Raw genomic sequence first — 17670 nt, forward strand, 5'->3', positions numbered from 1 at the left:
TCCCTTAACCGCGCGGTGCCTGGGCACTGGCGACTTTCTCACTGGAGCCGGCCACGCGCGGCGCCGGGTTGCTGGCTTCGAGCGCCTGGCGCTGACGGGCCAGGGTGGCGAGGGTCTGCTCACTGGCCATGGCGATTTCTTCCGGGGTCACCGGCGAGCCTGGGCGTACCCGTTGCAGGCCCTTGACCACGATGCGGTCGTCCTTGCCCAGGCCGCTGCGCACGATGCGCAGGCCTTCAAGCTTCGGTCCCAGTTCCACCGCGCGGTAGGCGGCCTTGTTGTCCTTGTCCATGACCAGCACGAACTTTTTGCCAAGGTCGGTGCCGACCGCTTCGTCGTTGATCAGCACGGCGTCGTACTTGGCGCTGCCGACCAGCTTGAGACGGGCGTACAGCCCCGGGGTGAACTGGCCGTCGCGGTTGTCGAACACTGCGCGGCCACGGATGGTGCCGGTGCGCGGGTTGACCTGGTTGTCGACGAAGTTCATCTGGCCCAGGTGCGGGTTGCCAGCTTCGTTGGTCAGGCCCAGGTAGACCGGGGTGCTCTGGCCGCGCTGGCCTTCGCGCGCCAGCTGGGTGTACTTGAGGTACACGCGCTCGTCGGCGTCGAAGTAGGCGTACACCTTGTCGGTGGACACCACCGAGGTCAGCGGGGTGACGTCGGCAGTGACGATGTTGCCGGCAGTGAACTCGGCGCGGCTGACCCGGCCGCTGATCGGCGCGGTGACGCGGGTGAAACTCAGGTTCAGGCGGGCCAGGTCCAGCTGGGCCTGGATTGCAGCGACACCGGCACGCGCTTCAGCAGCAGCGCTGGTGCGCGATTCGGCAAGCTCGGCGGAGATCGCGTTGCTGTCGCGCAGGCGCTCGCCACGACGCGCTTCGTTTTCGCTGCGCACGGCGGTGGCGCGGGCTTGTTGCAGCTGTGCTTCGAGGCGGCGGACTTCGGCCTGGAACGGGCGCGGGTCGATCTGGAACAGCAGGTCGCCTTTTTTCACTTGGGCGCCTTCGGTGAAGCCCACCAGGTCGATCTGGCCCGAGACCCGCGGCCGCACCTCGACGGTTTCCGGGGCTTCCAGGCGCCCGGTGAACTCGTCCCACTCGTTGATCGGCTGCTCGATCACCTTCGCCACACTGACCTTAGGCGCAGCGGGGGCCTGCACGGCGTCGGGGGTTCGACCGCAAGCGCTGATCACCAGCACTGCCAGGGCAGCGAGGGGATAGCGCAGGGGTTTGAGTGATGGTTCCATGGAGAACTCCGCCAATTATTGGATAGTGGGCGGATTCTGCGGCTCGTGCGCGCAGGGAACGAATCGAACGCGGCGAAGGTTATTATCACGCAGAATGATATGTCGCGATATTTCATCGATGGCGGGCATGATGCTTGGCGTCAATCAACTCAGGGACTGATGAGGCCGCTCAGGCTTGGAGCTAAGGGCTAGTGAGAATCCTCAGGCACACACGTAGCGCCCACGCCTGGATGCTCGCTTCGTCCAGTCCACTGCTGCGAAGATCCGCCGCAGCGTTGACGACCGCCAGTATGCCCGCCACCGCTGTGCGCCGGTCCATCACCCGAAAGCGCCCGCTGCGCTGTCCCTGCTCGATGATCGCCAGCAACGGCGCCTTTAACCGCTCAAGCCGCTGTTCGAGCCAGCGCCGCTGATCATCCAGCAGGTGCCGAGCCTCATGGCGCAACAACACCTCCTCCAACGGATGCGAGCACTGGCGTGCCAGCACATACTCCAGGTAGGTGCGCAGTTCGCGTTTGTTCCGGCGTACTCGCCAAGCGGCCAAGCGCCGATCCAGCACATCCATCAACACCAGCAACAATAGGTCCTGCTTACCGGTGACGTGATGATAGAGGCTGCCTGGCAGCATGCCCACTCGACTGGCCAACTGGCGCATGCTCATCGCGCCAAAGCCAATTTCAGCCATCAATTCGGCGGCTGCCTCAAGGATCGACGGCGGGCAACCGCCGCGCGCGTCAGCGGCTTGCGCGGTGCAGGAGCGCGCGGGCACGGAGGATCACCGGTGCATCGATCATCTGGCCATCCAGGGTAAAGACCCCGGCACCGTCTTCAGCCTGCGCCACCACACGCTGTGCCCACTGCAGCTCGGCGGCATCGGGCATGAAGGCTTGATGGATCAGGGCCACCTGCGCCGGGTGGATGCACAAGGCGCCGCCAAAACCCATGTCGCGGGCAAAGCCGATATGTCGGCGTAACCCCTCGCTGTCGGCAATTGCCGCAAACACCCCATCCAGCGGCGGCGCCAACTGCGCCACGCGGCTGTGCAGCAGTACCGCGTAACGCGCCTGGCCCAGTACCTGCGCAGCTGCCTCGCTGCCATCGCGCAGGTTCAGGTCCAGCGCCAGGTCGAGGCTGCCGAACGACAAGCGCTCGACACCTTGGGCACTGGCCAGTTGGGGCAGGGCGGCCAGGCCCCTGGCGCTTTCTATGATCGGCCACACCGGCTTGCCGGTGGCATGCACGCTGCGGATCTGTTCGACGGTTTCTGCCTTGGGCAGCAAGATGCCGATCACGCCTGGATAGCGCTGGCACACCTGCAAATCCGCCTGATGGCCGGCGTGCTCAGGGGCATTGACCCGCACCAGTACCTGCACCGGGGGCGTTTGTTCGAGAAACCTTTCAAGGTTTGCTCGGGCCTGGTCCTTGAGGGCTTCCTCCACGGCATCTTCAAGGTCGATGATGACCCGCTCGGCGCCGCTGGCCAAGGCCTTGGCAAAGCGTTCGGGGCGGGTTGCCGGCACGAACAGTGCCGTGCGCACGATCTCCCGGTTCATTGGCTATCCTCCGAAACGAAAGCGACTTCGCCTATTTGTGCCAAACCCGCCTGGTTGCCGGCCCACACTTGCGCTTTGCCGTCTGCGAGCAGGCAACCGCCTACCTCGAATGGCTGCGGTGAGATCAGCGGCCGCAAGCCGCGGAAGGCAAAGCCAGTCACTCGAACGTGCGGGTTGGCACGCTGGAACGCGCGCAGGCTAAGCGTGGCAATCAGCGGGCCATGCACTACCAGGCCCGGATAGCCTTCGGTTTCGCGCACGTAGGGCCAGTCATAGTGAATGCGATGGCCGTTGAAGGTGACTGCCGAATAGCGGAACAGCAGGGTCGCATTGGGCTGTACCGGTTCATGCCATTGCCCTTCAGGCATCGCCTGGGTCCCGCCAAGTTTGGGTGGGCTCGGTTCGCGGTAGACGATGTCCTGTTCATCGCGCAGGGCGATGCGGCCATCCTGGAAGTATTCATGCTGCACGGTGACGAACAGCAGCGCGCCAGTGCGGCCATGCTTTTCTTCGACCTTGGCTATCGTCGAGCGACAGATCACCTGCGCTTCCACCCGCAGTGGTTCGATGAATGTCAGGCGGCTGCCGGCCCACATTCGATTACGGTTGTCCGCCGGCGGCAGGAAACCGCCCCGCGCCGGATGGCCATCATCGCCCAGGCCGGATTCAGGCAGCGGGTCCTGGAAGAATGCCCAGTGCCAGAGTAACGGTAAGGCCTCGCCTGGACTGGGCGCAGCTTCGCCCAAGGTTGCGCCGATGCGCTTGACCAGGTTGTGGCTGAGGCGATCGCTGCGCTCTTCGCTGCGGCCGATCCAATCCTTGAGGTTGTGCGTTGTCATTGTTGTCCTCGTTGCAAGTCAGATCGCGCCAGCGCCTCGCAGGCTGGCAATTCGCTCAGGGCTAAGGCCCAGTTCGGCGAGGATCGCGGCACTGTGCTCACCCAAGGCCGGCACCGGATCCATGCGCGTTGTATAGGCATTGCTGGTCGCCGGCGGTAGCAGGGCAGGCACCTCGCCGGCGCTGGTCTTGACCAGGCGCCAGCGTTGCCGTGCTTGCAACTGCGGGTGCTGCCAGACACCGCGCATGTCGTTGACCTGGGCATTGGCGATACCGGCGCGCTCCAGGCGCCCGATCACCGTGGCCAGGTCCAGTGCCGTGAAGGCGCCAGTGATCAGCTCACGCAATTCGTCGCGGTTTTCCACACGTTTGAAGTTGGCGGCAAAGCGCAGGTCCTCGGCCAGAGCGGGTTGTTCGAGCACCTGTTCGCAGAACACCTTCCATTCCCGCTCGTTTTGCAGGCCGAGCATGACCGTGCGGCCATCGCCGGTAGGGAACGGTCCGTACGGATAGATAGTGGCGTGAGCAGCGCCCGCCCTGGGCGGCGGGCTGGCACCGGCATAGGCGTAATACAGTGGATAGCCCATCCACTCCACCAGGCTTTCCAGCATCGACACCTGTACCTGGCTGCCGACACCGCTCTTCTCTCTGAGTAGCAACGCCGAGAGAATCCCGCTGTAGGCATACATGCCAGCGGCGATGTCGGCGATGGAGTTGCCGGCCTTGGCCATGTGCTCCTCCCCGGCATTGCCAGTTACCGAGAGAAAACCGCCTTCACTCTGGATCAGCAGGTCATAGGCCTTCTTGCCTGCATAAGGCCCGCCCGCACCGTAGCCGGAGATATCGCAGACGATCAGCCGCGGGTAGCGCGCATGCAGTTTGTCGAAGCCTAGCCCCAGGCGCTCAGCGGCGCCTGGCGCCAGGTTTTGCACCAGCACGTCGGCCTGCTCGAGCAACTGCTCGAGGATACTGGGTGCGATATCTTGCTTGAGGTCCAGGGTCAGGCTCTCTTTCGAGCGGTTGGTCCAGACGAAGTGCGAGGCCAAGCCATTGACGCGCTGGTCGTAACCGCGGGCGAAGTCGCCCACCCCAGGGCGTTCGACCTTGATCACGCGTGCGCCCAGATCGGCCAATTGACGGGTGCAGAACGGTGCGGCGATGGCGTGCTCCAGGCTGACCACGGTGATGCCATCGAGCGGACGGGTGCCAGTGGACTGAGTCATGATTCAGGCTCCAGATCAGAACGACCGCGGCAAATCCAGCAAATGCTCGGCCACATAAGACAGGATCAGGTTGGTGGAGATTGGCGCCACCTGATACAGGCGTGTCTCGCGGAACTTGCGTTCGACGTCGTACTCGTTGGCAAAGCCAAAGCCGCCATGGGTCTGCAGGCAGGCATTGGCCGCCTCCCAACTGGCCTTGGCCGCCAGGTACTTGGCCATGTTCGCCGCAGCCCCGGCATTCTGGCCGCTGTCGTACTCGGCGCAGGCGCGCCAGCGCATCAAGTCGGCCGCCTCAATCTCGATATGCGCCTCGGCGATAGGAAATTGCACGCCCTGGTTCTGCCCGATTGGGCGGCCGAACACGACCCGGTCGCGCGCATACTGGCTGGATTTCTCGATGAACCAGCGGCCGTCACCAATACACTCGGCGGCGATCAACGTGCGTTCGGCATTGAGCCCATCGAGGATGTAGCGAAAACCCTTGCCTTGCTCGCCAATCAGGCTGCTGGCAGGAATGCGCAGGTTGTCGAAGAACAGCTCGTTGGTCTCGTGATTGACCATGTTGGCGATCGGCTGCACGGTTAGCCCGTTGCCGATGGCTTGGCGCAGATCCACCAGGAAAATCGACATGCCCTCGGACTTTTTTTCAACCTGTGCCAGCGGGGTGGTGCGGGCCAGCAGGATCATCAGGTCAGAATGCTGAACCCGCGAGATCCATACCTTCTGCCCGTTGATCACATAATGCTCGCCGTCGCGCACGGCAGTGGTCTTGATCTTGGTGGTGTCGGTACCGGTGGTCGGTTCGGTGACGCCCATCGACTGCAAGCGCAGTTCGCCACTGGCAAGCTTGGGCAGGTAATGGCGCTTTTGCGCTTCGCTGCCGTGGCGCAGCAAGGTGAACATGTTGTACATCTGGCCATGAATGGTGCCGGAGTTACCGCCGCAGCGGTTGACCTCTTCAAGGATCACCGAGGCCTCGGCCAGCCCCAGGCCCGAGCCACCGTACTCCTCCGGGATCATCGCCGACAGCCAGCCAGCACTGGTCATCGCCTGGACGAAGGCTTCGGGAAAGCCCTTGTGTTCATCGATCTTGCGCCAGTACTCGGCAGGAAAGTCGGCGCACAGGGCGCGCACGCCTTCGCGAATCGCAGTGAGTTCTTCGTTGTGGTAATGGCTCATCTGGGTTCTCCAGGCAGGTTAGAGGGGCAGCAGGCCCAAAGCTGCACGAAAGCGATTCTTGATGTAGTGGCCATCGCGCGGCGGCAGAATCCGGGGTGGGTTTTCGGCCTTGATCTTGACTGTGGCCAGCTTGACCCCTTCGCGGTTGGCAAAGCGTTCGCGCAGTGCCTGCACACCTTCGATGTCACGAATTTCATCGGTCCAGCTGAAACCGCAGGTACGCGCGACCTGGTCAAGCTGGATGCCGAACCCTGCGTGACTGACCTGCATACCGGTCTCGCCGAAGTGGCCGTTATCCAGCACCACGATGCTCAGATTGGCCGGTTTTTGCAGAGCAACCGTGGCCAGGGCGCCAAAACCCATCAGCAATTCGCCGTCACCGGTGATCACCACCACCGACTTGTCCGGCTGGGCGTTGGCCAGGCCCAGGCCGACAGTGATCGCGCTGCCCATGGCCGCCCACAGGTAATAGTTGTTGGGGTGATCACCGGCGGCCATCACGTCATATGAAGCCGAACCCAAGCCAGTTACCACCAGCAGGTCGTGGCGGTCGGCGAGCAGGCTGCGCACCACTTCGCGGCGGCACAGGCTGTGGTTTGCACTTACTTGACCCATTGTTTTTCTCCGATCAGGCGCTGGCCGAGCAGCAGGGCAGTGGCGGCATCACCGTTGAAGGCCATGGTTGCCGCGCCATGCAGCAATGGCGCGACATCCTCGGGCTGGTCGGCGCGCCAGGTCATGACCTTCATCAGTTGCAAGGAGGCCTCGGTGGCCTGGCCCATGGGGTTTTGCCAGGCATTGAACTCAGCCCAGTCGCCGCGCATGGTCACCACCATCAGCAAGGGGAAGCCGGCACAGTTCTGCAGGGCCAGGGTGTTGAGGCAGTTGCCCACGCCGCTGGACTGCATCAGCAGAGCGCCGCGTTCACCTCCCAGCCAGGCGCCGGCCAGGTAGCCGATGCCTTCTTCTTCGGTGGTGAGGACCACAGCGTTGATCTCGGGGTCTTGATAGGCCAGGCGGATGGCCGCCGAGTGGCCGGCATCGGGGACGAACACGATGTGCTTGACGTCGTGGGCCTTGAGGACGCGGAACACGTCTTGCTGCCAGGAAGGTTCAGTTGCATGCGATGACATGAGGGGCTCCAGTGCTGCGCTTGTTTTGCTTGATCATGGCGGCCATCTGCGGCTTGGACGACTACCGTTTTTCTCTTTGAGATATGCCGCCTGGGTATAGCTCTACGCGTTAAGCCACATAGAGTCAGGCAACATCGGCCAGCCGTTGGGCATCCTTCATTCCGGTGTTTTCCTCAACCCGCCCATCGCCGCTGATGTAGCCATGACGCGATAGATTGGGCATCAGCACCGAGGCGATGAACGTCACGCACAACACGGCTGCGACGTAAAAGAAGAAGTAGGTTTCAACGCCCTCGGCGCGAAATGACAACGCGACATACTCCGCTGTGCCGCCGAATGCCGCGTTGCCGAGTGCGTAGGGAAAACCCACCCCCAATGCGCGCACTGCGGGCGGGAACAACTCGGCTTTGACGATTCCGGCAATCGGCGTGTACAGCGAAGCCACCACCAGCCCGCCGAATACCAAGGCAAACGCCATCAGTGGGCTCTGCGTGCCCTGAATGGCGAACAGCAGCGGGATCACCAACATTACCCCCAGACCGGAGAACAGCAGCATGTGGGTCTTGATCCCCAGGCGATCGGCGAGCAGCCCGAACAACGGCTGACAGAGCATGAAACCGATCAGTGCCGAGGTCATGATGAAGCTCACCGTCTCGGCATCGAAGCCGGCCGAGATCACCAGGAACTTCTGCATGTAGGTGGTAAAGGTATAGAAGTACAGCGAACCGCCAATGGTGAAGGCGATCACCAACGCCACGGCGCGTTTGTGCTTGAACATTGCGCGCAGGGAGCCGGCGCCTTCGCGGTGCATGTCTTTCTTCGAGGCGGTCTCGTGCATCGAGCGCCGTAGGTAGACCACCACCACTGCGCTCAATGCGCCAATCAAGAACGGAATGCGCCAACCCCATTCGCGCAGCTGTTCGTCACTCAGCGTCTGTTGCAGAACCACCACGGTGAACAGCGCCAGCAGTTGTCCGGCGATGATCGTGAAGTACTGGAACGAGCCATAGAAGCAGCGCCGCCCAGGGGTGGCGATTTCACTGATGTAGGTGGCGCCGGTGCCATATTCAGCGCCCACCGACAGGCCCTGGATCAGCCTGGCAAGCAGTAGCATGATCGGCGCGGCGATACCGATGGTTTCGTAGGTTGGCATCACGGCGATCAGCAGCGAGCCGCCGCACATCATGAACACCGAGATGATCATCGACACCTTGCGTCCACGGGTGTCGGCCAGCCAACCGAAGATCCAGCCGCCAAGTGGGCGCATGAAAAAGCCGACCGCGAACACCCCGGCGGTGGCCAACAGTTGCGTGGTGGTGTCGCCCTTGGGGAAGAACGATGCGGCGAAATAGATGGCGGTGTAGGCGTAGATGAAGAAGTCGTACCACTCGACCAGGTTGCCCGAGCAAGCGCCCAGGATCGCGCGCACGCGGTTGGGCTGGGGCGGGGAGGTGGACGGATGCATGGCGGGGTCCTCGCTTATTGTTGTTGTAGGCGCGCAGGCAGGCTGCCTGGCGTTGGACCTCACGCTACTCCAGCCAGCGCGGGGCAATAAGGGGCCTGGGCAGCTAGCTGATATGCCGGATTTCTATAGCTGATGCAGGTAGACTCTGCGCACGCCAGTGCCGGACAAGCCCGCGTGCCTTTCGTGGATGCAGGCTTGCCCCGGGGTGGTGCCGGCATTGCCACCGCAAACCCAACGGACCCGCCCATGGACGTCGTTCAACTCAAAACCCTGATTCATGTCGCTGAGCTCGGCAGCCTGAGCAAGGCTTCCGACCGCCTGCACATCGCCCAGCCGGCGCTGAGCCGGCAGATCCGCCAGCTGGAAAAGGAGCTGGGCGTCTATTTGTTCGAGCGCCACGGCCGAGGCATGCAGATCACCGAGGCGGGCCGCGAAGTCCTGGCCCATGCCACACGGATCATGGAAGAGATGGAATCTATCCGCAGCTCCGTAGCCGGCGGCCGTGCGGCGTTTCGCGGTAGCGTGGTGGTGGGGACCACGCCAACGGTGGCTGAGATCGTCACCGTGCCCCTGGTCAGCCGCATCCGCCAGGCTCATCCGGATCTGGCTGTGCGCTTTTCTTCGGCCTTTAGTGGCTATCTACTGGATTGGCTGCAACGCGGCGAGCTGGAATTGGCTATCTCCTACGATCCGCAACCGCTGCACACATTGCGCATCGTCCCGGTAATGATGGAAAACCTCATGCTGGTCGGGCCTGCCCAAGCCGGTTTGCGCCTGGATCAGCCAGTGCCCTTCGACAGCTTGGCCGGACATCAGCTTGTGCTGCCTAGCGCCCGGCATGGTTTGCGCAAGATCATGGATGAATGTGCCCAGGCGCGAGGGTTGAAGTTGACTACCAGTGTCGAGGCGGATTCGTTCGGCGCGATGATCGACCTGGTGCGCCATGGCTTCGGCCTGACCGCGCTGCCATTGGCATCGGTACATGCCCAGCTGGAAAACGGCACGCTTTGCGCCGCACCTTTGGTCGAGCCGACGCCGATGCGCAAGTTGGTGCTGGTGTATCCGGCTGATCGGCGGGTCAGTCCGGCGGCGCGCTATGTGGGCGATACCTTTGTCGAAATCGCTGCTGACCTGGTCGGACGCGGGATCTGGGCAGGGCATATGTTGTGAATGAGCGTATTGTGAAAGTTGATCCCCTTAACCCCAGCACGCAAACCATCATCGGTCTGGGCGTACTGCAGATCCTGGTCTGGGGCGGTTCGTTCTTCATCTTGGCGGTGATGGCCGAGCCGATCATGCGCGAGACCGGTTGGGCCAGCCAATGGGTGTACGGCGCGCTGTCGCTGAGCCTGATGGTCGCGGCCCTGTTGGCGCCGCTGTCCAGCCGACTGGTGGCGCGCTACGGCGGGCGCTCGCAGCTGGCTGGCAGCGGCGCGGTGGTCGCACTGGGGCTGCTGATCATGGCCGCCAGTCACAGCCTGGCGTTGTTTCTGCTGGCCTGGGCGGTGATCGGCGTGGGCATGGCGATGGGCTTGTACGAAGCGCTGTTTTCCACCCTCGGTGCGTTGTACGCCGAGGGCGCCGGGCGGGCGATCACCGGCATCACCCTGATCTCAGGCTTTGCCTCGACCTTGTCGTGGCCGGCCGTGGCCTTGCTCATCGAGCAGTTCGGTTGGCGTGTGGCTTGCGTGGCCTACGCGCTGGTCTTGCTCCTAGTGGTGGCGCCGCTGTACATGAAGGTGCTGCCCAAGGGCGGCCAGGGCGAACAGGCCAAGCTCGCCACAGCGGGCGAGAGCGCCGTGGTGGACCGGCGCCTGTACCTGTTGCTGACGGCGATCTTTGCCCTGGGCGCAATCATCATGACTGCAGTCGCCGTGCAATTGGTGGCGGTGTTGCAGGGCTTGGGGCACTCCCTGCCAGCGGCCATCGGCCTGGCGGCGATGCTGGGGCCGAGCCAGGTGGCGTCGCGGGTTCTGCAGATCCTTGCCGGCAAGCGTCATCCGATCTGGACCGCGCTGTTTTGCGTGTCGCTGGTAGCGTTGGGGCTGTTGCTGGTGGCCTTTGCGCCAGGTATGACCGCGCTGGGGCTGTTGATCTTCGGGTGTGGCAACGGCCTGCGGGCCATCGTTCGCGGGCTGTTGCCGCTGGCACTGATGCCACCTGCGCACTATGTGTTGCTGATGGGGCGTATGTCGCGGCCATCGTTGATTGGCCAGGCATTGACGCCGTTGCTGGGTGGCTACCTGTTCGAGCACTTTGGCGCGATGGGGGTGTTGGGCACGTTGTGTGGGTTGGCGTTGGTCAACGTGCTGCTGGTGTTGTGGGTGATGCGGTGGATGCATAAGCCGCCAAGGGGGCTGCCTAGCAGCCCCGGTCACTCTACAGCCAGGCTTTGATCTGGCGGGCTACCGCTTCAGTCGATATCCCGTAGCGATCATGCTGACGCCCTATCGCCGGGCAACCGCAGAACTGCGTGGGAGCGGGCTTGCCCCGCGATGAGGCCGGCCCAAGCCCCACAAAACTATCGTCAGGTCATAGGTAAATCCTTCCCCACCCGCACGCCCGCTGAGCAAGCGCTAAGGTAAGGTGACAGGAATGATTCGAGCGCGCCGCCCACGGCGCCAGAGAGGTGCCTGTGGCTTCCTATACCTTGCGACAACTCAAGTATTTCGTCACCACGGTGGAGGCGGGCAGCGTGGCCGAGGCCTCACGCCAGCTGTACATCGCCCAGCCGTCGATATCCACGGCCATCAAGAGCCTGGAAGAAAGCTTCGGCGTGCAGTTGTTCATCCGCCACCATGCCCAGGGCGTCTCACTGACCCCCAGCGGCAAGCGCTTCTACGCCAAGACCAAGTCACTGCTGCAGATGGCCCATGAGTTCGAGCAGAATGCCCTGGCCGACAACGACACCGTGGCCGGGCAGATCGACATCGGATGCTTTGAAACAGTGGCGCCGCTGTACCTGCCGCGGCTGATCGCAGGTTTTCGCCAGCGTTACCCGGGCGTGGATATCCGCCTGCGCGATGGTGAGCAGCAGGACCTGATCCAGGGTTTGACCGCTGGCACCTTCGATTTGGCGTTTCTCTACGATCACGATCTGGACGGCACCATCGAAGCCGAACCCTTGATGCCGCCGCAGAAACCTTATGTGCTGTTGCCGGAAAAACACCGCTTTGCCGGGCAAGCCCAGGTGTCGCTGCGTGACCTGTGCCCAGAGCCGATGATCCTGCTGGATGTGGCGCCGAGCCGGACCTACTTCGTCAGTCTGTTCAACGAGCTGGGGCTGACGCCGAACATCGTCTTCAGTTCGCCGTCGATCGAGATGGTGCGGGGGATGGTGGGGCAGGGCTTTGGTTTTTCCCTGCTGGTGACCCGGCCGCATTCCCAGTGCACCTATGACGGCCAGCGGCTGGTGACCGTGGATATCGCCGAGCCGGTGACCCTGTCGGGGTTGGCGGCGGCGCGGTTGAAGCGGGTGCAGTGGACCAAGCCTGCGCAGTTGTTCGTCGAGTTTTGCCGCGAAGAGTTGGCCAAGATGTGAACACCATCGCGGGGCAAGCCCGCTCCCACATCTGCGCACAATCAGCTGTGGCACGTGGGAGCGGGCTTGCCCCGCGATAGCGATCTCGCCTCATCCCACTTCAGAGATGATTGTATGCACACGTGGGAGCGGGCTTGCCCCGCGATAGCGATCTCAGCTCATCACACTTGATCCGGTACCACCGCAATCACGTCGATCTCCATCAACCACTCCGCCTGAGCCAACCCCGCCACCACCAGCCCGGTAGAAATCGGGAATACCCCTTTGAGCCACTTGCCAACTTCCTGATAAACCGGCTCGCGAAAACGCGGATCGGTGATGTAGGTAGTGGTCTTGACGATATGCGACATGTCCGAGCCAGCTTCCTCAAGCAGCTGCTTGACGTTCTTCATCGCCTGCTCTGCCTGAGCACGCGGATCGCCCAAACCCACTAGACGCCCTTCGAAGTCGGTCCCCACCTGGCCGCGGACATACACCGTGTTGCCGGCGCGCACCGCCTGGCAAAGGTCGTTATCCAGCGACTGATTAGGGTAGGTGGCCTTGGTGTTGAACATGCGAACGCGAGTATGAGTAGGCATCAGTGGGCTCCGAGGGTGCTGAGGGTAGTGACCGAGGCTTGGCCTTGCTCATCGGCATCGCGTTGTTCGCGATCGCGGTAAGCCAGGTAGGTGCGTTGGGTGGCGATATGGCCGGCGACGTGCTTGGCGTCGTGCCACACGCCCCAGATGAACGACGAGCCACGCCGCGACAACCACGGCAGGCCGAGGAAGTACACGCCAGGCTCTTTCGAGACGCCGCGTTGGTGTAGCGGCTTGCCGTGGCTGTCGAAGGTGTCGACCTGCAGCCAGCTGAAGTCAACCCCGTAACCGGTTGCCCAGATGATGCTGGTGACGCCAGCCTGGGCCAGGTCGAGTTCGAGAATCGGTGCACTGATGCACTGCGGGTCGGCCAGGCGTTGGCGCGCTTGGGGTTCTTCCGGTAGGTCCAGGCCATTGCGCTCGACATAGGCATCGGCGGCATCGAGCAGGGCCAGGTAGTTGTCGTCGCCGCGCTGGATGTTCTCGGCCAGGTTGTCCTGAAAGCGCGCCACACCGTTGGCGAACGACTGGGTCAGGCCGACCAGGGTCATGCCTTGGTGGGCGAGGGCGCGAAAGTCCACGGTGTGGCCGCCACGTGCGCCGCTGACGGCGATGGTCACGTGCTCGCGGCCGGGCTTGGCGATTTCCGCATCCCATTCGCCGAGCACGCCCAGCCACCAGCAGAAGTCGCGGTTGCGATAGCTGCGCGGCGGGCGGTCATGGGCGCCTACCGACAGGTATACCTGACGGCCTGCGCGCATCAGCTCCTCAGCGATCTGCACCCCAGAGGAACCCGCGCCCACCACCAGCACCGCGCCTTCAGGCAACTGCTCGGGGTTGAAGTAGGCGGCCGAGTGGATCTGGTGCAGACGCTCGTCCTGCGGCGCGATGGCTGGGATGACCGGGCGCTGGAACGGACCGGTGGCGGCGACCACGCGGTTGGCGAGAATGGTGCCGTGGTTGGTCTCGATGGTGAAACCAGGACGGTCGGCGTTGCGCACCACCTTTTTCACTTCGACCCCGGTGCGTACCGGCAGGTTGTACTTGCGCACATAGCGCTCGAAGTAGTCGGCGACCTGCTCCTTGCCGGCGAAGGCGTCGGCATCGAGGTCGAATTCCAGCCCTGGGAAGCGGTCGTGCCAGACCGGGCCGTTGGCCACCAGCGAATCCCAGCGGCCGCTGCGCCAGGCCTCGGCGATGCGGTTGCGCTCCAGCACCAGGTGCGGCACGCCGAGCTTGCTCAGGTGTTCACTCATGGCAACCCCGGCCTGGCCGGCGCCGACCACGAGGGTATCGATTTCAATAGTGTTCAAGTTCATCTCTGAGCCCTTCTTGGAAGGCGGTTTTAATCAGGTCGGTGGGTGAACCGCCTTTGCCTGGAGCCAGACTAGGGATGTGCCTTGGATCGCGAAAATATTATTTAGCTAGTGCTTGCCTATAGTTTGGCGAAGGCCTTGATGAATAAGGGCTGCAGCGCTGTTTTGGGGTTATGTGAATAGGGTTTGAGGCGCGCGTTTACAGACTTAGTTTTTTCCTTTTCAAGGCCAAGGAAAAAGGTCGTTTCGTGGCTCTTGGGCTTCTGTTCAGAATGCGTACAACATCGAGCGGAAGTTGCCTTGCGCTGGATTAGCCAATACACGACAGGAGCTGCACCATGACCTTTTCCATCATTGGCCGCTGCCAGGAAACCGGCCAAGTCGGCATTGCCATCAGTTCTTCGAGCATTGCCGTGGGTGCCCGTTGCCCGTGGGTGCGCGCAGGCGTTGGTGCGGTGGCGACTCAGAACATCACCTTGCCGGCGCTTGGTCCGCAGATTCTCGACGCCCTGGAGCAGGGTGACCCTGCGGCAGCGGCACTGGACCGGGTGCTCAGTACCAACGGCTGGAGCGAGTACCGCCAGGTGACGGTGATCGACAGCCACGGCCAGGTTGCGCTGTTTACCGGCAAACAGGCCTTGGGTGTGCACAACGCAGTAGCGGGTGAGCAATGCGCCGCAGCCGGCAACCTGTTGTCGTCGATCCAGGTGATCGAGGCGATGGTCGCCGCCTTCGAACAGGCCAGCGGGCATCTGGCTGATCGCCTGCTGGCAGCGATGCATGCGGCAGTGGCCGCAGGGGGCGAGGCCGGGCCGATTCATTCGGCGGCGCTGAAGATTGCCGGTGAGCTGACCTGGCCGCTGGTGGACCTGCGGGTCGACTGGGCGGATCAAGACCCGATCGCTCAGCTCGATGGCCTTTGGCAAGCCTACCGCCCACAGATGCAGGACTACGTGACCCGCGCGCTGAACCCGACCAGCGCACCGAGCTACGGAGTACCGGGTGATGAATGAGCCAAGCAGCCGCGACCTGCTGGCGCGGCTGATCGGATTTGCCACGGTCAGTCGTGATTCGAACCTTGAGTTGATCGGTTTTATCCGCGACTACCTCGCCGGCCTGGGGGTGGACAGCGAGCTGTTTCACAACAGTGAAGGCACCAAGGCCAATCTGTTCGCGACCATTGGCCCCTTGGATAAGGGCGGCGTGGTGCTCTCCGGGCATACCGACGTGGTGCCCGTGGATGGCCAGGCCTGGACGGTCGAGCCGTTTTGCCTGAGCGAACGTGACGGGCGCCTGTACGGTCGCGGCGCGGCCGACATGAAAGGGTTCATTGCCTCGGTCCTGGCCGCAGTGCCAGCGTTTCTCGCCCAGCCGTTGCAAACCCCCGTGCACCTGGCCTTCTCCTATGACGAAGAAGTCGGTTGCCTGGGCGTGCGTTCGATGCTCGCAGCACTCCAGCAGCGGGCGCACAAACCACGCTTGTGCCTGATTGGCGAGCCCACCGAGCTCAAGCCGGTGCTCGGCCACAAGGGCAAGTTGGCCATGCGCTGCCAGGTGCAGGGCGCGGCCTGTCATTCGGCTTATGCGCCGTATGGAGTCAATGCGATCGAGTATGCCGCACGCTTGATCGGCAAGCTGGGCGAGATTGGCGAGGTTCTGGCGCAAGACCAGGACGCGCGCTTCGATCCGCCGTTCTCCACCGTGCAGACTGGCCTGATCAAGGGCGGCAGGGCGCTGAACATCGTGCCTGAAGAGTGCGAGTTCGACTTCGAGGTACGCGCGTTGCCAGGCTTCGAGGCGCAGGCTGTGGCCGATCAGTTGCAAAGCTATGCCCAGGCACAGCTGCTACCGCGCATGCGTGCGGTCAATCCGGCTAGCGACATTCGCCTGCAACCGTTGAGCGCGTATCCGGGCTTGGCCACGCCTGCTCAGAGCGAGGCGGCGCAGTGGGTTGCGCTGCTCAGTGGCTCGACTGAGTTCGGCACCGTGGCTTTTGGGACTGAAGGTGGGCTGTTCGATCAGGCCGGCATCCCCACTGTGGTGTGCGGGCCGGGCAGCATGGAGCAGGGGCACAAGCCCGACGAGTTTGTCAGTGTCGAGCAGTTGGCGGGGTGCGATGGGATGTTGCGGCGCTTGGTGGATTACCTCCAGGCGCATTGACGGGGTGGCCTCATCGCGGCACACGCCCGCTCCTGCAAGACACGTGCAGGAGCGGGCGTGTGCCGCGATGCGGGCAGATGATCAGAAGGTTGCCTTGACCTGCAATCCAACCACCAGGGCATTATCGATGTTGGTCCCGGAGAAGGCCCCCGGTTCGATGATGTACTGCACATCCGGACGCAGGTTCAACCAAGGCGTGGCCTGGTAGCCGTAGCTCAGCTCGATCAACTGCTCGGCGCTGTCGATGTCGGGGAAGTCCTGGCCACTCTGCAGCGCTGCGTCTTCGAGCACATCGCGGCTGCGCGGGTTAGGCACGGCGCGGCCATAGCCCAAGGCCACGGTATCGCGCGGGCGCCCTTCGAACGGTTTGTACAGCACTACGCCTGCGCCATACCATTTGGTGAATGGCGAAGCGGCCTTGCTCGACGCCGAGTACTGGCCAAAGGCATGCAGGCTGCGCCCCGGCAGGCTTTGATCGTTCCACACGGCCTGGTCGATCAGTAGGTAATGACCGCCACGACCGGCCACTTCCTTGTCGCTGCCAATGCGTTTGACGTTGGAGCTGTCGTAGTAGTAGCCCAGCTTGTACTCACCCGGCAGTTCGCCCTGCAGCTTGTACACCAGCTCCACCGGCACCACGGTACCGGTAGTGTGCTTGGGCCCCAGGTGCCAGGCGCGGCTGGAGTTGCCGTTGCTCTCGGGGTCGACGTTGAACGCCGCCACGCGCAGCTGCCAGGACGAGGAGAAGTCGTATTTGACCCGGGCGCCCAAATGCGCGTTGGGGTAGTTGGTCCAGCCACTGCCACCGGACATGTTCAGTGGGTGACCGCAGAAACCGGCGTTCATGAAGTTGCACAGGATGCCAGTGTCCAGGCCGCCGAGGTCGTTGCCCATGGCCATGTAGCCGAGCTTGACGTTGAGCGCGGGGGTGAAGTTGCGCTCGTAGCTCAGCTCGGTCAGGCGGGTGTACAGGCCACCGAAGTTTTCCTGGATGGGCAGACGGTTGCCGACCAACTCCTCGGAGGCGCTGTTACCTCGACGGTCGTTGATGGTCAGCTGGACCTTGCCAGCGTTATCCAGACCGTACAGCTTGCTCAGGTCGAACTGCACGCCGAGCTTGAGGTTCTGCGAGTAGCGCGCCGAGCGGTGCAGGCCACCGTGGGCGTTATAGGCGGTCTCACCGCTGTAGTCGCCGGTGAACTTGACGCCGTCGTCCTCAAGCTGGTGACGCAAGCCGCCCCAGTCGCCGGTCAGGGTGCTGCGGTTGAGCAAATCGGCTTCGGCCATGGCGCAGGTGCTGGCCAGGGCCAGCAGCAGGCCGGCGGTGATGCGGGTAGGAGTGAAGGGCAAAGCACAGAACATTGCGAGCTTTCCTGGGGAATTGCGGGGGCTCATCGCGGGGCAAGCCCGCTCCCACGCCGGGTTGAGTCGTTGGCGTG

General features: G+C 63.2%; 17 protein-coding genes. 5 read left to right on the plus strand and 12 right to left on the minus strand.

What is annotated here, in order from left to right; all coding sequences use genetic code 11:
* Positions 1-4 precede the first annotated feature (4 nt).
* The 9 genes from mexE to AAZU54_RS05880 all read right to left on the minus strand — a co-directional run bounded on the left by mexE (position 5) and on the right by AAZU54_RS05880 (position 8636).
* Entirely contained in the window at positions 5-1246 is a 1242-nt protein-coding gene (gene mexE, locus AAZU54_RS05840) for a multidrug efflux RND transporter periplasmic adaptor subunit MexE (RefSeq protein WP_186553307.1), read from the minus strand.
* 181 nt (positions 1247-1427) lie between these two features.
* Positions 1428-2015, minus strand: a complete 588-nt coding sequence (locus AAZU54_RS05845; RefSeq protein ID WP_312152915.1) for a TetR/AcrR family transcriptional regulator — start codon at positions 2013-2015, stop codon at positions 1428-1430.
* Positions 1981-2799: an HpcH/HpaI aldolase/citrate lyase family protein gene (locus AAZU54_RS05850; protein WP_434726807.1), complete on the minus strand. Its 819-nt coding sequence runs from the start codon at positions 2797-2799 to the stop codon at positions 1981-1983. The genes AAZU54_RS05845 and AAZU54_RS05850 overlap by 35 nt, the downstream gene beginning before the upstream one ends.
* A complete protein-coding gene (locus AAZU54_RS05855) occupies positions 2796-3638 on the minus strand; it encodes an FAS1-like dehydratase domain-containing protein (protein ID WP_312152919.1) in 843 nt (280 codons plus the stop codon). The genes AAZU54_RS05850 and AAZU54_RS05855 overlap by 4 nt, the downstream gene beginning before the upstream one ends.
* 18 nt (positions 3639-3656) lie before the next feature.
* Positions 3657-4859: a CaiB/BaiF CoA transferase family protein gene (locus AAZU54_RS05860; protein WP_434726808.1), complete on the minus strand. Its 1203-nt coding sequence runs from the start codon at positions 4857-4859 to the stop codon at positions 3657-3659.
* A gap of 15 nt (positions 4860-4874) precedes the next feature.
* Positions 4875-6038 carry an acyl-CoA dehydrogenase family protein gene (locus AAZU54_RS05865; RefSeq protein WP_434726809.1) on the minus strand — a complete coding sequence of 388 codons (1164 nt, stop codon included), beginning with the start codon at positions 6036-6038 and terminating at the stop codon, positions 4875-4877.
* 18 nt (positions 6039-6056) lie between these two features.
* A complete protein-coding gene (locus AAZU54_RS05870) occupies positions 6057-6653 on the minus strand; it encodes a thiamine pyrophosphate-dependent enzyme (protein WP_405129911.1) in 597 nt (198 codons plus the stop codon).
* The gene (locus tag AAZU54_RS05875; protein ID WP_312152925.1) at positions 6641-7171 is read right to left on the minus strand and encodes a thiamine pyrophosphate-binding protein; all 531 of its coding nucleotides are present in this window, start codon (positions 7169-7171) and stop codon (positions 6641-6643) included. The genes AAZU54_RS05870 and AAZU54_RS05875 overlap by 13 nt, the downstream gene beginning before the upstream one ends.
* A 124-nt stretch (positions 7172-7295) precedes the next feature.
* Complete coding sequence (locus AAZU54_RS05880; RefSeq protein ID WP_405129910.1) at positions 7296-8636, minus strand: MFS family transporter; 1341 nt, start codon at positions 8634-8636, stop codon at positions 7296-7298.
* 246 nt (positions 8637-8882) lie between these two features.
* Here AAZU54_RS05880 and AAZU54_RS05885 point away from each other — a divergent pair, with 246 nt between their 5' ends.
* The 3 genes from AAZU54_RS05885 to AAZU54_RS05895 all read left to right on the plus strand — a co-directional run bounded on the left by AAZU54_RS05885 (position 8883) and on the right by AAZU54_RS05895 (position 12177).
* Complete coding sequence (locus AAZU54_RS05885) at positions 8883-9806, plus strand: LysR family transcriptional regulator (RefSeq protein ID WP_425635074.1); 924 nt, start codon at positions 8883-8885, stop codon at positions 9804-9806.
* Positions 9807-9817: 11 nt separating this feature from the next.
* Positions 9818-11032, plus strand: coding sequence for an MFS transporter (locus AAZU54_RS05890; RefSeq protein ID WP_405129908.1), 1215 nt, complete (start codon positions 9818-9820; stop codon positions 11030-11032).
* Between the two features lie 239 nt (positions 11033-11271).
* Positions 11272-12177, plus strand: coding sequence for a LysR family transcriptional regulator (locus AAZU54_RS05895; RefSeq protein WP_186553301.1), 906 nt, complete (start codon positions 11272-11274; stop codon positions 12175-12177).
* A gap of 161 nt (positions 12178-12338) precedes the next feature.
* Here the strand turns inward: AAZU54_RS05895 and AAZU54_RS05900 are convergent, their stop codons facing one another.
* Positions 12339-12755, minus strand: coding sequence for a RidA family protein (locus AAZU54_RS05900; RefSeq protein WP_186553300.1), 417 nt, complete (start codon positions 12753-12755; stop codon positions 12339-12341).
* Positions 12755-14074 (minus strand): flavin-containing monooxygenase, encoded by a 1320-nt coding sequence (locus AAZU54_RS05905; protein WP_312154803.1) that lies wholly within the window; start codon positions 14072-14074, stop codon positions 12755-12757. The genes AAZU54_RS05900 and AAZU54_RS05905 overlap by 1 nt, the downstream gene beginning before the upstream one ends.
* A 335-nt stretch (positions 14075-14409) precedes the next feature.
* Here AAZU54_RS05905 and AAZU54_RS05910 point away from each other — a divergent pair, with 335 nt between their 5' ends.
* Complete coding sequence (locus tag AAZU54_RS05910; protein ID WP_186553298.1) at positions 14410-15084, plus strand: DUF1028 domain-containing protein; 675 nt, start codon at positions 14410-14412, stop codon at positions 15082-15084.
* Positions 15077-16231 carry an acetylornithine deacetylase gene (argE, locus tag AAZU54_RS05915; protein WP_434726810.1) on the plus strand — a complete coding sequence of 385 codons (1155 nt, stop codon included), beginning with the start codon at positions 15077-15079 and terminating at the stop codon, positions 16229-16231. The genes AAZU54_RS05910 and argE overlap by 8 nt, the downstream gene beginning before the upstream one ends.
* Before the next feature lie 81 nt (positions 16232-16312).
* Here argE and AAZU54_RS05920 read toward each other — a convergent pair whose 3' ends face one another.
* A complete protein-coding gene (locus tag AAZU54_RS05920; protein ID WP_186553296.1) occupies positions 16313-17593 on the minus strand; it encodes a carbohydrate porin in 1281 nt (426 codons plus the stop codon).
* Positions 17594-17670 lie beyond the last annotated feature (77 nt).

The organism is Pseudomonas sp. Je.1.5.c (genome assembly GCF_051129895.1).
Taxonomy (GTDB): domain Bacteria; phylum Pseudomonadota; class Gammaproteobacteria; order Pseudomonadales; family Pseudomonadaceae; genus Aquipseudomonas; species Aquipseudomonas urmiensis.

Excerpts from the sequence above, each read along its gene's own strand:
- AAZU54_RS05905 (WP_312154803.1), bottom strand. The coding sequence starts at position 14,074 with ATGAACTTGAACACTATTGAAATCGATACCCTCGTGGTCGGCGCCGGC.
- AAZU54_RS05910 (WP_186553298.1), top strand. The coding sequence starts at position 14,410 with ATGACCTTTTCCATCATTGGCCGCTGCCAGGAAACCGGCCAAGTCGGC.
- AAZU54_RS05860 (WP_434726808.1), bottom strand. The coding sequence starts at position 4,859 with ATGACTCAGTCCACTGGCACCCGTCCGCTCGATGGCATCACCGTGGTC.
- AAZU54_RS05880 (WP_405129910.1), bottom strand. The coding sequence starts at position 8,636 with ATGCATCCGTCCACCTCCCCGCCCCAGCCCAACCGCGTGCGCGCGATC.
- AAZU54_RS05875 (WP_312152925.1), bottom strand. The coding sequence starts at position 7,171 with ATGTCATCGCATGCAACTGAACCTTCCTGGCAGCAAGACGTGTTCCGC.
- argE (WP_434726810.1), top strand. The coding sequence starts at position 15,077 with ATGAATGAGCCAAGCAGCCGCGACCTGCTGGCGCGGCTGATCGGATTT.
- AAZU54_RS05870 (WP_405129911.1), bottom strand. The coding sequence starts at position 6,653 with ATGGGTCAAGTAAGTGCAAACCACAGCCTGTGCCGCCGCGAAGTGGTG.
- mexE (WP_186553307.1), bottom strand. The coding sequence starts at position 1,246 with ATGGAACCATCACTCAAACCCCTGCGCTATCCCCTCGCTGCCCTGGCA.
- AAZU54_RS05855 (WP_312152919.1), bottom strand. The coding sequence starts at position 3,638 with ATGACAACGCACAACCTCAAGGATTGGATCGGCCGCAGCGAAGAGCGC.
- AAZU54_RS05920 (WP_186553296.1), bottom strand. The coding sequence starts at position 17,593 with ATGTTCTGTGCTTTGCCCTTCACTCCTACCCGCATCACCGCCGGCCTG.
- AAZU54_RS05900 (WP_186553300.1), bottom strand. The coding sequence starts at position 12,755 with ATGCCTACTCATACTCGCGTTCGCATGTTCAACACCAAGGCCACCTAC.
- AAZU54_RS05850 (WP_434726807.1), bottom strand. The coding sequence starts at position 2,799 with ATGAACCGGGAGATCGTGCGCACGGCACTGTTCGTGCCGGCAACCCGC.
- AAZU54_RS05865 (WP_434726809.1), bottom strand. The coding sequence starts at position 6,038 with ATGAGCCATTACCACAACGAAGAACTCACTGCGATTCGCGAAGGCGTG.
- AAZU54_RS05885 (WP_425635074.1), top strand. The coding sequence starts at position 8,883 with ATGGACGTCGTTCAACTCAAAACCCTGATTCATGTCGCTGAGCTCGGC.